Below are 14,888 nucleotides of genomic sequence, written 5' to 3'. Positions count from 1 at the left end.
AGGAGCTTTTATAGAAGAAACAAGAAAATGTATATATGATTGGTTTGATAGAGGAGAAAACAATTGATAAAAGAGATAGTTATAAAAAATGTGGCTACATATGATGATAAAGGAGTTACCATAGATAATATTGAAAAAATTAATTATATTTATGGTGCAAATGGATGTGGTAAAACTACTATTAGTAATTTGTTAGGAAATTTTGAATTAGAAAAATATTCTGATTGTCAAGTTAAGTGGGCTAATAATGTAGCTGAAAGAGTATTTGTTTATAATAAAACATTTAGAGAAAAAAATTTCAAAGAAAGTGATATTGCTGGTATCTTTACTCTTGGACAAGCAACGACAGAAGAAATACAAGAAATCAATAAGAAGAAAGCAGATTTGGAAGATTTAAAACGAAATATTATTGCTAACAAAAATACCATTGAATCATTAAACAGTAAAATTCAGAAAGAAGAGGCGGATTTTAAAGAAATAATATGGAAGGATGTATATAAAGCCAATGAAGATAAATTTAAGGCAGCTTTTGTTGGCTTTATGAAAAAAGATACTTTTGCTTCTAAAGTGAAAGGAATAGAACTGTCAAGAAATGAGAATGTTGATAGGGACGAGATAGAAAAACGAGCAATTAAATTATTAGGAGATCCACCAGAAAAGAAAGATGGATTTAATAAATTAGCAATTGCAAGTATAAAACAGATAGAAAATTTATCCATATGGGATAAGTGTATAGTGGGTAAAAGAGATATCCCTATTGCGGACCTGATAATAAAATTGGGAAATAGTGATTGGGTAAATCAAGGAAGAAAGTTTCTTTATTCTGGAAGTCAATGTCCTTTTTGTCAAAAAAATACAATAGATGATGCATTTAAAAAGCAATTAGAGGATTTTTTTGATGAAGAATTTGAAAGAGATGTTGAGTTACTAAAAACAAGTAAAAGTCAATATTTGTGTCAAAAAGAGGTGATTATTTCATTTTTGGAATCTATTGAAAATTATGATTTTGAAGATGACGAGAAGCTTAAAATACAACAATTAAAAGAAAAGTTAGTTAATTGTTTTAGAAATAATGAATTACAAATTGATGAAAAAATAAATGAGCCAGGAAAAAAGATAAAGATTACGAGTGTTGAAGATATTGTTGATGAAATTAACAAAATAATTGAAATAAAGAATATAGAAGTAAAAAAACATAATAATCTTGTGGACAATTATCAGGAAGAAAAGAAAAAATTGATTTGCGACATATGGTATTTAATTGCACAAGAAAATAGTGAATTAATCAGTCAACATAAAAATAAAGTGGCAGGATTTACAAAGGGTATTCAAGCTGCTTCTAATAAAAAGATTCAATATGAAAATCAAAAGAGTACTATTGAGTTAGAAATCAGACAAAAGAATAAATCAGTTACAAGTATACAACCAGCGGTTGATGAAATTAATAGGATTTTAGTAAGTTATGGATTTAACAATTTTTCAATTGCGCCATCAACAGAAAAAAATAATCATTATCAAATAAGAAGACCCGATGGGACATTGGTAGAGTCTACATTAAGTGAAGGAGAAGTGACATTTATTACTTTTTTATATTTTCTTCAATGGATTAAAGGTAGTCAAAATGAAGAAGAGGTTACACAGGACAGAATAATAGTTATTGATGATCCTATTTCAAGCTTAGATAGCAATGTACTATTTGTAGTAAGTTCACTTTTAAAAGATGTGATTAATAAAGTTTTAGATGGAAATGTAAATATTAAGCAGGTTATTGTATTGACGCATAATGTGTATTTTCATAAAGAACTTTCATTTATGGGAAATGGAAATAACCCTAATAAGAATATTCATTATTGGATTCTAAGGAAAAAGGATGGTGTTACAAATATACAGTATTATGGAACTGAAAATCCAATATCTTCTTCATATGAGTTGTTGTGGAAAGAATTGAAAGAACAAAATGCTAATTCTGTCATTACTATACAAAATGTTATGAGACGAATAATTGAGAATTATTTTAAAATATTGGGGAAATATAAAGATGACGAATTGATAAATAAGTTTCCTGATTACGAAAGTCAGGAAATCTGCAGATCATTATTATCTTGGATAAATGATGGATCACATTGTATGCCGGATGATTTGTATGTTGAAGCATTGGATGATTCATCAGAAAGATATCAGGAAGTATTTAAAAAGATATTCGAATATACAAATCATATTGAGCATTATAATATGATGATGGGAATTAATGAAAATACCGAATGATTGTAGTACATTACGGACTCCAATCCTCATCCATAGCATCAGCCCAAGCTTGCAACTCGCAATCAAGAGCAAGTGCAGCATACATAAGTGGATTATCAATTGCAAGGTTATCAATAAGCCTTTGAGAGTTAGGTGTAGTATGGAGATTCTTTTCAGCATCAGCACAGGATAAGAATAGAAGTGTATTATCAGCAAAAGCAATATCAATTCCGTTCTTGTATTGATTGTAGTAAGCAAAATGTATTTTCATAGTATTAGTCCTTTCTTTGTCAAAGATATGAGTAGTTCAGGGAACATGTGGGCAGTCAACCGCATACAACACATATGCAACACTGTCATACACAAATCCCCTATTTGTGGGCTTTTCAAGCTATCAAAACATTCTCAAAGAGATAATGATTGCTTGCGAATCGCAATGCAAATGGAAAGCCCTGAAGAATTTATTCTTCAAGGGCTTTTTCTTTGCATTGTGATTCATTAGAATCTAAGAATGACCGAGAAGAAGTGAGCGAAGCGAACGGATTCGAGGCTCATTATTAGATTCGCAAGCAATATTGGGGGATGTCCATAATTCCATAGGAATCTGAAATGGGCAAGATGGAACGAAGTGTAATCGAGCTTATTTCAGAGTTACGCAGATGTTTTGGGGCTTCAAGGGCTTTTTCTTTGCATTGTGATTCTTAGATTCGCAAGCAATATTTTTGCATATTCATAATTCCATAGGAATCTGAAAAAAAGTTTATTTCACCTCAGAAATTCGGATCGAAGGTGTTTTTTTATATAAATTATGATAAAATATATTGTAATAGTTGAAGATTAAATGTAATTAATAAGTTACTTTCATATTAATTAGAATGGAGGGATGTTTATATGACAACTGTAAGCACTAAAAGTGGTAGAATTATAAAAGTTGTATCGAGAGAAGAAGAGAAAAGTACATTGACAGAATCAGATAATGAAATGGATGAAAGAGCGGTTGAGGCTGTTAAGGCAGCAATAAATAAAGCAAAAATTTGTAAAAAACCTATAGCGGGTTACGATAAAGAAAAGAAGCGGGCTTATGTTGAGTATGCAAATGGAGAAAGAAAGTATGCAAAATAGAAAACCGATGATTCTTGTATTAGCGGGACCAAATGGCTCGGGAAAAAGTACAATAACAACTTTTTTCGATAAAGTTGGTAAATATACTAATGCCGATGATGTTGTTGCAACTACAGGAATGGATAATATGAAAGCAGCTCTTATGGTTGATAGGATGAGGTATGAATCGATTGACAAGAAAGAAGATTTTACATTTGAAACAGTCTTGTCATCTGAATATAAGTTAAACATTTTAAGAAAAGCGAAAGAAGACGGATATTTTATAAAATGCGTATTCGTATTAACAGTTGATCCACAAATTAATATTGTCAGAATAGAAGCCCGGGTAGCAGCAGGTGGACATAATGTTGATAGCAGTAAAGTTATTGAAAGATATTATAAATCAATTAATAATATAAAAGAATTACTTAATATATGCGATATTATGCATGTTTATGATAATACTGAAACCCCAAGAAGAATTATTCGTAAACATAAAGAAGAATTATCAATATATCCGAATGAGTATTGGAGTGAGCAGGATATATTAGGATTGATGGAATAATGTTGCTGTTATAAACATTAGGCTGATGCGTAGTTATGGGAACGTGTGGAAAGCCATCAGCATATAACACTATGCAACATTGCCGAACATAAAACACATATTTATGGGTTTTTCTTGTTCTACAAATGCTCCCAAAAGGATAATGATTGCTTGCAAATTGCAGGTGGTATTTTTGTATATTCATAATTCCATAGAAATCTGAAATGGGCGAGATGAAACGAAGTGTAATCAAGCTTATTTCAGAGTTACGCATGTAAAATTTTATAATATAAAATTTAGTACTTTTATTTGTGTAATTCCTATGATAGGATCAAGATCCAAAATCGAAGGAGGTTATACAAAATGACATTAGCAGAAAAGATATTTAATTGTTTTAAGAATTGTGAAAGTTTTTCATTACAAGAAGCATATCAGCAAAATGCTGATAAGCCGCAGGAAACCGTTAGAGCACGTATTTATGAAAAAATAGGTGTTAAGTTTGAAAGGGTGTCAAAGGGTGTATATTGTACTATTGACAATAAAGATGAACAGTGTGTGCTAATAGAAGGTAATGGTAGAGATTTATCTATGTTAAAGGATGGAAGCATTGATTGTATATTCACAGATCATCCTTGGCTAGATGTAAAATCAAATAAAGGTGGAACAAGAAATTTTGCATTATACGATTGTTTTAGATACACATTAGAAGATTTTAAAGAAAAGGCCAGAGTATTAAAAGATGGATGCTTTCTTGTTGAAGTATTACCGGCGGAGAACGAAAATAATTACGAATATCTATATCAAATAAAGAAATATGCTAAAGAAGCCGGATTTGTTTATTATTCTAAAGTATCTTGGAAAAAGGGGACATTTGTAAGCAATACCGGAAGAAAAGCAAAGAATACGCAAGACATAATGATTTTTTCCAAAGGGAAAGCCAGGAGTATGCGATATGATAAAAAAAAGTCCGATATAACAGGTAAAAAGCATTATATGAGTGGATGTAATGGAATGCTACCTACTATGTTTGATGTACAGCCGGTAGCCAGAAAAAATAAAATACATCAGAGTGAATTGCCGGTAGAACTTTGTGAACAAATATTGGAATATGTTACTTATGAAGGTGAGATAGTATTAGATTCATTTGCAGGTAGCGGAGCTGTAGGAGTAGCTGCTTTGAATAAAAAAAGAAGCTGTATACTTGTAGAAATATTGAAAGAAAATATACAAAAAATAAGAGAACGTTTTAATAGCGTATTATATCAAACAGTATTGGAGTGATAGTTTTGAATTTACAAATGGATAGAAGAAAAGCAGAAAATTATTCAAGTAATGCGCAAAAAATAAGAGTTATGACAGAAAATTGGGTAGATAAAAATATGTTTTGTCCTTACTGTGGTAATCCATATGTATCTCATTTTGAAAACAATAGACCTGTGGCTGATTTCTTTTGCCCTTCATGTATGGAAGAATATGAGTTAAAAAGCAAAGGTACATCTATTAGCAATAAGGTAAATGATGGAGCATATAATACAATGATTGAAAGGATTACATCAGTCAATAATCCTAATTTCTTCTTCATGCATTATAATAAAACCAATCTTCAGATTGAAAATTTTGTTATGGTACCAAAATATTTTTTTTCGCCAGACATAATAGAAAAGAGAAAGCCATTGTCAGATACAGCAAGACGGGCAGGCTGGACAGGATGTAATATTTTATTGGGAAGAATCCCGGAAGAAGGAAGAATTTATATTGTACAAAATGAGAAGGAAGTATCTATTGAAAAGATAATCGAAAAAGTACATAAAACAGAATTTTTACGTGGTAGTAAGTTGGATGCAAGGGGATGGACTTTGGATGTGCTAAATTGTGTTAACATGATTGAAAATAAAAATTTTACTTTGGAACAGATGTATAGATTTGAAGAGTTTCTTGCGGGAAAACATCCGGATAACCATCATATAAAAGAAAAAATAAGACAGCAATTACAAATGTTAAGGGATAATGGAATTATAGAGTTTATAGGAAGAGGACGATACAAAAAAATTGGTTGACTTTTGGGGCTAATGCTGGCATAAACACAAAAAGGGGATATTGATAGGCGGTTAGCCCGGTATGTGGACGGATTAGGATAACCGCCTACCGAATAGGGTAGCATTTATATTATGATGACAACAAAAGGATGTAGGCACAATATATTTAAAGTATGACGTTGTAAGTAACGAAAATGCTTATAATTTTATTTCACAATCAGGAGGCAAAATTATGTTTAATATTATAAAAGAGGTTATTGTAAAATGGGACCCCATTCATTTGATGGGATTTGCACCCAAAGATGAGTATGATTACGAATGTCAATTAATATTGGACAGATTTGTAAAAGGTCAGGAAATATTAGGGGAAATAATATATGAAGTGTTTCGCGAAAGTTTTGGTGAAGAGTTTAGAATTGATATATCAAAATGTATGGAAATAGCTGAAGAAATGGAAGGGAGAATAGGCAAACAATGCAGGAATTACTAAAGAAAAAACTAAAAGAGGAAAATTACATCACCAGATTACCGGTTTATTTTATAGGATTGTTTATTATGACATTAGGAATTTCAATGTCAGTGAAATCTGATTTTGGAGTTTCGCCGGTCAGCTCAATACCTTATACCATAACATGTATTACTGGAATGGAAATGGGAAAAGCAACAATACTTTTTCATGTAGGACTGGTGGTTCTTCAAATAATAATTTTAAGAAAAGATTTTAAAATAAAAAATTTATTGCAGGTATTTGTGGGAATTGTATTTGGATACTTTACAACATTTTCTAATTACCTGTTTTCATTTTTACCGGATGTTGATAATATGATTATCAGGATAGCATTAATGCTTGGCAGCGCGGTATTCATTGCCGTGGAAATATTCTTTTATTTGCTGGCAGATATTGTACCCTTAGCAGGGGAAGGTGCTATGCAGGCAATAACTGAAAACTCCAATATTGCTTTTAACAAAGTTAAAATAGGATTTGATGTATCTATGGTTTCGGTATCTCTTATATCCTGTATAGTTGTGCTAAAGGCGTTTGGGTCAGTTGGCATGGGAACTGTTGTGGCAGCAGTCTTAGTTGGAACGGTATTAGGGGCTGTTACTAAAGCATTTGGAGCGAAGAGAGATTATTTATTAGAAGCAGAAAGAAGATAAAAACTATGAACAAGGTACTTATTGTAGATGATGAAAAAGAAATTGCTGATTTAGTTGAAATTTATTTAGAAAATGACGGATATCAGGTTTATAAGTTTTATAATGGGGAAGATGCTCTTAACTGCATACATAATAATGACATAGATTTGGCAATTTTAGACATTATGCTTCCTGATATTGACGGATTCTCACTTTGTAGAAAAATAAGAGAAAAGTTTTACTTTCCTATCATTATGCTAACGGCAAAGGTAGAAGATATGGATAAAATAACGGGACTTACAATTGGAGCAGACGATTACATCACAAAGCCTTTCAATCTATTAGAACTTTTGGCGAGGGTTAAAACTCAGCTTAGAAGGTATACCAGATATAATGGGTTGGAAAATCAGGAGGATAATCAATATGATATTAGGGGACTTCATATCAATAAAGAAAATCATAGCTGTTATTTAAATAAAAAAGAGATATTTCTCACTCCCCTTGAATTTGATATATTGTGGTATTTGTGCGAAAACAAAGGCAAAGTAGTGTCTTCAGAGGAACTGTTTGAAGCTGTATGGAAGGAAAAATACATGGACAGCAACAACACAGTAATGACTCATATTGCGAGAATCAGGGAAAAGATGAAAGAGCCGGCAAGAAATCCTAAATATATAAAAACCGTTTGGGGTGTGGGCTACATAGTTGAGGAATAAATAAATGAAAAGTAAAATAACAGAGAGATTCATAAGAAAATACATAGTAACAGGTGCGGTTTTTACTCTTTTAGTTATTGGGTTGGCTGTGGGAGCTGTTATATTATGTCATACCAGAATATGGTATGGAGATGACCCTACCTATATATTTCTAAAAATGATAGACCAAAACAAGTGGCAGATAGGCATTGGTTTTGTGGGCATTGGATGGATTATTATAGCATGTTTTTTTATGGTGAAATGGATTGGATATATTGGTGAAATTGCTTTGGCTTCAGAGAAACTTGCCGATTTGTCAGAGGATACAATTATACTTCATGACGATTTGAAGGAAATTCAGGATCAGTTAAATGAATTAAGAAAAAAAGCAATTAAAAATGCCAGGGTTGCAAAAGAGGCGGAGCAAAGAAAGAATGATTTAATAGTATATTTAGCCCATGATTTAAAAACCCCCCTTACAAGTGTTATAGGCTACCTTACCCTGCTGAGTGAGGAACCGGACATACCGGCAAAAACACGGGCAAAATATGTGGGAATTACTTTAAGGAAGGCAGAACGCTTAGAGGAACTAATTAATGAATTTTTTGATATTACAAGATTTAACCTTAGCAAAATTGAAATTGATTTGGAGAAAACCAATTTAAGCAGAATGATTGAGCAGGTGTGCAATGAATTTATCCCGGTTCTTATGCAAAAAGGTCTTACATGGAATCTGGCAATTACTCCTGACATTTTTATTATGTGTGACACTGACAAAATCCTAAGGGTATTTGATAATCTTATAAGAAATGCCATAAATTACAGTTATAATGATACGGAAATAAAATGTAGTCTTACATTAGAAGACAATGTTGTATATTTCAAAATAAAAAACAAGGGAAAGACTATTGCACCTGAAAAATTAAAGCGTATTTTTGAACAGTTTTTCAGACTCGATTCCTCCCGTGGAACAGCTACCGGCGGCGCAGGGTTAGGACTTGCCATAGCAAAAGAAATAGTGGAACTTCACGGCGGAACAATTACAGCAGAAAGTAGGGATGAAAGCATTGCCTTTCAGGTGGCACTTCCATTAAGTGAGCCTTAAGAATTTCGTAAGAAATATGCAAGTGTTTTGAAACAATGGTTATACAAATAATTAAAACATAAAAATCTCCTATAAGTTAAACTTTTAATGAAAACAAAGTATAACTTGTAGGAGGTTTTTTACATATGAAAAGGAGAAGAAGGAGAAAAATAAGAGTTGTAAGGGTGACAATTTTTGTAGTAGCTATACTTATTGTAATATTTGTAGGAAGTAAAGGGGCAGGTTTTCTCATAAACCTAAAGCAAACAGACACAGAAGAGGTTACGGCAAAATATAAAGCAGAAACTCCCGTAAAAAGAGATTATAATGAAGCAGAGAAAAAATTAGCCGGGCTATCTGAAAAATATCCGGAATTTAAGCCAATATATAATAACAGAAATGAGTATCCGCAGGAAATAATAAAATCTCTTTGCAATACGCCTGAAATGATTGAATTTGTTAAGGGATACTTAGATTCAGGTAATAAGGCAAAGGGAGGTCTTACAAAGAAAGAAAAACAGGCGAAAATACCATTACTGATTCAGTGGGATAAAAGATGGGGGTACGCACCTTATGGAGAATCAGATATAGGAATGGCAGGGTGTGCACCAACGTGTTTATCCATGGTAATTGTAGGATTAACTCATGATGACAGTGCGACACCATATGAGGTAGCAAAGTACGCACAGGATAATGGGTACTATGTGGAAAATACGGGAACATCCTGGGGTCTTATGACGGAGGGGACAGCAGATTTTGGCGTAGATGGCAGGGAAATATCTCTTGACAGGGAAACGGTTATGTCTAATTTGCAGCAGGGAAATCCCATTATTTGCAGTGTAAGACCGGGAGATTTTACAACGGAGGGACATTTTATTGTACTTACTTCTGCTCAAAATAATAAGGTAAAAGTAAATGACCCTAACAGCAGATCAAGGAGCCGGTTATGGGATTACGACAAAATTGAAGGACAGATAAAAAATCTGTGGGCTTTTAGTTTAAAATCTTAAATAAAAATTTTCTAATACAAATTTTATTGATTTTATCAATTAAATATGTATAATACTAAGGTAGGGAACCTGGACTGGATATGTACGGTATGGTTCTTTACTATTGTTGATATAATATTCTGCATGGCAGATATTAATTATATCACAAAATAAGAAGAAAAGAGGTTTTAAGGCAACATGGCAGAGATTAATTTAAGCAAGTATGGTATTACAGGTACCACAGAAATCGTGTACAACCCTTCTTATGAATTATTATTCGAAGAAGAAACAAAGCCGGAACTTGAAGGCTACGAAAAAGGAAAGGAAAGTGAACTTGGTGCAGTTAACGTTATGACTGGTATTTACACAGGACGTTCACCTAAAGACAAATTTATCGTAGAAGATGAGAATTCAAAGGACACTGTATGGTGGACAACTGATGAATACAAGAATGACAATCATCCGGCTAGCAAGGAAGCTTGGGAAACAGTAAAGGATATTGCAATTAAAGAACTTTCAAATAAGAAGCTTTATGTTGTAGATGCTTTCTGTGGAGCAAACAAAGATACACGTATGGCAATTCGTTTTATCGTAGAAGTTGCTTGGCAGGCTCATTTCGTAACAAATATGTTCATTAAGCCAACAGCTGAAGAACTTAAGGACTTTGAACCTGATTTCGTTGTTTACAACGCATCAAAGGCAAAAGTTGAAAATTATAAAGAATTAGGACTTAACTCAGAAACAGCTGTAATGTTCAACATTACAAGCCGTGAGCAGGTTATTGTTAATACATGGTACGGTGGAGAAATGAAGAAAGGTATGTTCTCAATGATGAACTACTATCTTCCACTTAAGGGAATTGCTTCAATGCATTGTTCAGCTAACACAGACTTGAATGGTGAAAACACAGCAATCTTCTTTGGACTTTCAGGAACAGGTAAGACAACACTTTCAACAGATCCTAAGCGTCTCCTTATTGGTGATGATGAACATGGTTGGGATGACAATGGTGTATTCAACTTTGAAGGTGGATGTTACGCTAAGGTTATCGACTTAGATAAGGATTCAGAACCTGACATTTATAATGCAATCAGACGTGATGCACTTCTTGAAAATGTAACACTTGATGAAAATGGAAAGATTGATTTTGCAGATAAGAGCGTAACAGAAAATACACGTGTATCTTATCCAATTAATCATATTGAAAATATTGTACGTCCTATTTCATCAGCACCTGCAGCAAAGAACGTAATTTTCTTATCAGCAGATGCTTTCGGAGTACTTCCTCCTGTATCAGTTCTTACACCTGAGCAGACACAGTACTACTTCTTATCAGGATTTACAGCAAAACTTGCAGGTACAGAACGTGGAATTACAGAACCTACACCTACATTCTCAGCATGTTTCGGACAGGCTTTCTTAGAGCTTCATCCTACAAAGTACGCTGAAGAATTAGTTAAGAAGATGGAAAAGAGTGGCGCTAAGGCATACTTAGTAAACACAGGATGGAACGGAACAGGAAAGAGAATCTCAATTAAAGATACAAGAGGAATTATCGATGCTATCTTAAATGGTGATATTTTAGATGCACCTACAAAGAAGATTCCTTACTTCAACTTTGAAGTTCCAACAGAACTTCCTGGAGTTGACCCTGCAATTCTTGATCCAAGAGATACTTATGCTGATGTTTCAGAATGGGAAGCTAAGGCTAAGGACTTAGCTGAAAGATTCAACAAGAACTTCGCTAAGTACGAAGGAAATGAAGTTGGTAAGGCTTTAGTTTCAGCAGGACCACAGATTTAATAAGAAATTATTGATATAAAAAGACAACCACGTTTGGGATTATCCATAAACGTGGTTGTTTTTGTGTATTTAAGACTATTTATAATGTTGCCGTATAAAAATTAGATAATTACATGTTTTCACAAATGAAATCCGTTATTTTCCTTACAGATGTACTCATTGCTATGTTTTTGTTGGTTACTAAACATATTTCACGTTCAGGTAAAGGTTTTTCTAATTCAATAGGAAAAACTTTGCCGGCAGCAATAACCTCTTCTGCTAATTCCTTAGGATAAAAACCTATGCCCAGGTTGTGGATTACCATAGGAAGAATCTGATCTGTGGTGGCAACCTCCATGTCAGGGTTAAAGGGAATATTATTACTTATATAGTATTTGTTATATAACTTATGAGTTCCGGTTCCTTCTGATAATGTAATAAGAGGAATTTCTGTTAAATCCTTTAGGTACTGTTTGTGAGCTGTAAGATATTTATATTTTGGGCCACAAATCAATATTTCCTCATATGTGGTAAGGGAAAACTGATTCATGGTCTTTTTTAACTTAAAGGGTGTTGTAACAACAGCAAAATCTATTAAATTAGCTTCTAATGAACGAATGGCATCAGGAGAAGAGTAGTTAAGTATACGGATACGCACATTAGGATATTCCTTGCGAAAAAATTCCAACTTGCTTAACAGTAAAAGCCTTAAGGCGTTTTCACTGGCACCAATGGTAATAATACCGTTTTCCAAGGTTCTATCCTGACGCAATTCTTCTTCGGCTAAAGAAAGCTGCTTGTATGCAATGGCAACATGCTTATATAATTTTTCGCCTTCAGGGGTAAGAACAATGCCACGGTTAGAACGGAGAAATAATGTACATTCTAATTCCTGCTCTAAATTGTTCATGCATCTTGTAATATTAGGCTGGTTATTGTGAAGAATATCAGCAGCCTTTGTAAAACTTTTATATTTTGCCACAAAATAAAATATTCTGTAATAGTCATATGTAATCAAATTTTTGCCCTCCTAAAACACAAAAATATAGTTAATAAACAGTTAACATTGTGCTTATATTGTAATATTTGTGAAAAAAATGTCAATGTTTTCGTGAAAAATAGCTTTTTAGACACGAGCATAAAAAATAATATAGTAAAAATTGCCATAAAAATGTGACAATTGTACAAAAAACTCGTCAATATAACTTAATTCAAAATTATAATACAAAAATAATATAATGAATATATCAAATATGTATTTTACATATTACAAAACTTGGAAGTATAATACAAACATCGAAGAAAATACATTAATAATTGTCTTAGAAAGGGGTGAAACTGTTGAATGACATCGTGGACAGATTGTTAGAAGAATTAAACTGCGATACAGTTTTTGAAATTCCAATCTTTGGCGGGATTCCAATTTATGAATCGGTTGTGGTAACCTGGATTATAATGGCTGTAGTATTTCTTTTATGTATTATTTTTGTAAGAAATCTTAAGGTTGAAAATCCTGGTAAAAAACAATTGGTTCTGGAGACAGCAGTTCAGGGACTGTATAATTTCTTCAAGGACACAATAGGGGAGCATGGAACTGCATACATACCATATCTTATGGCAGTTGCACTTTACATAGGTATTGCAAACCTGATTGGTCTGTTAGGTTTTAAACCACCAACAAAGGATATGAATGTTACGGTAGCTTTAGCAGTTATGAGCATCGTGTTAATTGAAGTATCCGGAATAAGACAAAAGGGTACTAAGGGCTGGCTGAAAAGTTTTGCAGAGCCTATGCCAATTGTATTACCAATAAACGTTTTAGAGATTTTCATTAAACCGTTGTCATTGTGTATGCGATTGTTTGGTAACGTACTTGGATCTTTTGTAATTATGGAATTGATAAAAATTATAATTCCTCCGGTTTTACCGGCAGTATTCAGTTGTTATTTTGATATTTTTGACGGATTAATACAGGCATATGTATTTGTATTTCTAACCGCATTGTTTATTAAAGAAGCCACTGAATAAATAATAAAAAATATAGATAAGAAAGAAAAGGAGAAATCAATATGTCAACATCATTATTAGTAGCAATAGGAGCAGGAGTAGCAGTATTAACAGGTATTGGAGCAGGTATTGGAATCGGTAAGGCAACAGCATCAGCATGTGACGCAATTGCAAGACAGCCGGAAGCAGAAGGAAAAATCAGTAAGTCACTTCTTTTAGGATGTGCACTTGCAGAAGCAACAGCTATTTATGGTTTCGTAATTGCATTGTTAATAATCCTTCTTTTAAAATAATAAAGCAGAAAGGCAGGAAAGCATATGCTTAGTTTAAATGCATGGAACATTATATGGATAGTTGTCAATCTGTTAGTTTTGTACCTTATATTTAAAAAATTCCTTTTTCAGCCTGTGTTAAATGTAATTAAAGCAAGAGAAGATTTAATTAATGAACAGTTAGAGAATGCTAAAAAAACTAACGAAGATGCATTGGAGAAGAAAAAGAACTATGAGGAACAGTTAAGTCTTGCAAAGGGTGAAGCAGATAAGATTATCATGGAGGCAAGAGAACGTGCTGAAAGTGAAAAGGTTAAAACTATGGAAAAAACCAGAAAAGAAGCACAAACCATGATGGATAGGGCAAAAGCCGATATTGCAAGAGAGGAAGAAAGTGCCAGAAGGGCAGCTCAGGCTGATATTGCCAGACTTGCTATGGTAGCAGCAGAAAAAATTATAAAATCAGGTGATGAGAGTGACAAGAGAATCAGTAAATAATGCAAAGGTATTATACCGTTTATCTTTTGACAGAAGTGAAGTAGAAAGAGCACAGGAGATTTACTTTTTGAGTTCTAAGTTACAGCAGGTTATGAATAACCCAACCATACCTTATGAAAAAAAGGCGGATATACTGGAAAAGATTTTTTCTAAGGCTGGTATTTCAGAGAAACTTGTAAAGTTTTTTCAGGTTATGTGTAAGCATAATGAAAGCTGTGAAATGAAAGATATTTTTAAAGAGTATTATCGATATAGCGATAAAATGAAAAAAATAATAAGAGCACAATTCTTTTGTACTTCATCAGTTACTGCAAAGGAAGAGGAGAAGGCAAAAGAATTACTTTCAGAGAAGTATAGCGGCTACACCATAGATTGGAAAAAAACAGTTGATGATACTTTGCTTGGCGGTTACATAGTAAAAGTTGGAAATATAGAATATGACAAAAGCTATAGAAACCGTTTAAGACAGCTGGAAGAAAAATTAACCGGGAGGTGAAAT

Annotated in this window: 17 protein-coding genes; 15 read left to right on the top strand and 2 right to left on the bottom strand. The window is 33.0% G+C overall.

Features of this window, described 5'->3' with window-relative positions:
* Positions 1–63: 63 nt before the first annotated feature.
* The gene (locus tag H8S00_RS04105) at positions 64–2,265 is read left to right on the top strand and encodes an AAA family ATPase (protein ID WP_109216608.1); all 2,202 of its coding nucleotides are present in this window, start codon (positions 64–66) and stop codon (positions 2,263–2,265) included.
* A gap of 10 nt (positions 2,266–2,275) precedes the next feature.
* On the opposite strand, the gene H8S00_RS04100 is transcribed toward H8S00_RS04105, so the two are convergent.
* Entirely contained in the window at positions 2,276–2,515 is a 240-nt protein-coding gene (locus H8S00_RS04100) for a DUF6061 family protein (protein ID WP_109216609.1), read from the bottom strand.
* Positions 2,516–3,135: 620 nt separating this feature from the next.
* Between H8S00_RS04100 and H8S00_RS04095 the strand changes: the two genes are divergently transcribed.
* The 10 genes from H8S00_RS04095 (at position 3,136) to pckA (ending at position 11,633) form a co-directional block, all read left to right on the top strand.
* Entirely contained in the window at positions 3,136–3,366 is a 231-nt protein-coding gene (locus H8S00_RS04095) for a hypothetical protein (RefSeq protein WP_021952738.1), read from the top strand.
* Positions 3,356–3,910 carry an ATPase gene (locus tag H8S00_RS04090; RefSeq protein WP_021952737.1) on the top strand — a complete coding sequence of 185 codons (555 nt, stop codon included), beginning with the start codon at positions 3,356–3,358 and terminating at the stop codon, positions 3,908–3,910. The genes H8S00_RS04095 and H8S00_RS04090 overlap by 11 nt, the downstream gene beginning before the upstream one ends.
* Before the next feature lie 342 nt (positions 3,911–4,252).
* A complete protein-coding gene (locus H8S00_RS04085; RefSeq protein ID WP_021952736.1) occupies positions 4,253–5,170 on the top strand; it encodes a DNA-methyltransferase in 918 nt (305 codons plus the stop codon).
* A gap of 17 nt (positions 5,171–5,187) precedes the next feature.
* Positions 5,188–5,946, top strand: coding sequence for a DpnI domain-containing protein (locus H8S00_RS04080; protein WP_186840029.1), 759 nt, complete (start codon positions 5,188–5,190; stop codon positions 5,944–5,946).
* A 211-nt stretch (positions 5,947–6,157) separates the two neighbouring features.
* Positions 6,158–6,415: a DUF1871 family protein gene (locus H8S00_RS04075; protein WP_186840028.1), complete on the top strand. Its 258-nt coding sequence runs from the start codon at positions 6,158–6,160 to the stop codon at positions 6,413–6,415.
* Positions 6,400–7,083: a YczE/YyaS/YitT family protein gene (locus tag H8S00_RS04070; protein ID WP_186840027.1), complete on the top strand. Its 684-nt coding sequence runs from the start codon at positions 6,400–6,402 to the stop codon at positions 7,081–7,083. Before H8S00_RS04075 ends, H8S00_RS04070 begins: the two co-directional genes overlap by 16 nt.
* Positions 7,084–7,088: 5 nt before the next feature.
* The gene (gene vanR, locus H8S00_RS04065) at positions 7,089–7,778 is read left to right on the top strand and encodes a VanR-ABDEGLN family response regulator transcription factor (protein ID WP_186840026.1); all 690 of its coding nucleotides are present in this window, start codon (positions 7,089–7,091) and stop codon (positions 7,776–7,778) included.
* A gap of 4 nt (positions 7,779–7,782) precedes the next feature.
* Entirely contained in the window at positions 7,783–8,862 is a 1,080-nt protein-coding gene (vanS, locus tag H8S00_RS04060; protein WP_186840025.1) for a vancomycin resistance histidine kinase VanS, read from the top strand.
* A 125-nt stretch (positions 8,863–8,987) separates the two neighbouring features.
* A complete protein-coding gene (locus H8S00_RS04055) occupies positions 8,988–9,851 on the top strand; it encodes a C39 family peptidase (protein ID WP_021952730.1) in 864 nt (287 codons plus the stop codon).
* A 177-nt stretch (positions 9,852–10,028) separates the two neighbouring features.
* Positions 10,029–11,633, top strand: coding sequence for a phosphoenolpyruvate carboxykinase (ATP) (gene pckA, locus H8S00_RS04050; protein WP_186840024.1), 1,605 nt, complete (start codon positions 10,029–10,031; stop codon positions 11,631–11,633).
* 109 nt (positions 11,634–11,742) lie between these two features.
* On the opposite strand, the gene H8S00_RS04045 is transcribed toward pckA, so the two are convergent.
* The gene (locus tag H8S00_RS04045) at positions 11,743–12,630 is read right to left on the bottom strand and encodes a LysR family transcriptional regulator (protein WP_021952728.1); all 888 of its coding nucleotides are present in this window, start codon (positions 12,628–12,630) and stop codon (positions 11,743–11,745) included.
* 323 nt (positions 12,631–12,953) lie between these two features.
* Here H8S00_RS04045 and H8S00_RS04040 point away from each other — a divergent pair, with 323 nt between their 5' ends.
* The 4 genes from H8S00_RS04040 to atpH are packed head-to-tail and all read left to right on the top strand — an operon-like array spanning position 12,954 to position 14,885.
* Complete coding sequence (locus H8S00_RS04040) at positions 12,954–13,640, top strand: F0F1 ATP synthase subunit A (RefSeq protein ID WP_021952727.1); 687 nt, start codon at positions 12,954–12,956, stop codon at positions 13,638–13,640.
* Positions 13,641–13,681: 41 nt separating this feature from the next.
* Positions 13,682–13,912: an ATP synthase F0 subunit C gene (gene atpE / locus H8S00_RS04035; protein ID WP_021952726.1), complete on the top strand. Its 231-nt coding sequence runs from the start codon at positions 13,682–13,684 to the stop codon at positions 13,910–13,912.
* A gap of 24 nt (positions 13,913–13,936) precedes the next feature.
* On the top strand, positions 13,937–14,389 hold the full coding sequence (gene atpF, locus H8S00_RS04030) for a F0F1 ATP synthase subunit B (RefSeq protein ID WP_021952725.1): 453 nt from the start codon (positions 13,937–13,939) through the stop codon (positions 14,387–14,389).
* On the top strand, positions 14,367–14,885 hold the full coding sequence (atpH, locus tag H8S00_RS04025) for an ATP synthase F1 subunit delta (protein ID WP_186840023.1): 519 nt from the start codon (positions 14,367–14,369) through the stop codon (positions 14,883–14,885). The genes atpF and atpH overlap by 23 nt, the downstream gene beginning before the upstream one ends.
* Positions 14,886–14,888: the final 3 nt, after the last annotated feature.

The organism is Eubacterium segne (assembly GCF_014287775.1).
Lineage (GTDB): Bacteria > Bacillota > Clostridia > Lachnospirales > Lachnospiraceae > Eubacterium_G > Eubacterium_G segne.
This window is presented reverse-complemented; position numbering and strand designations above follow the sequence as displayed.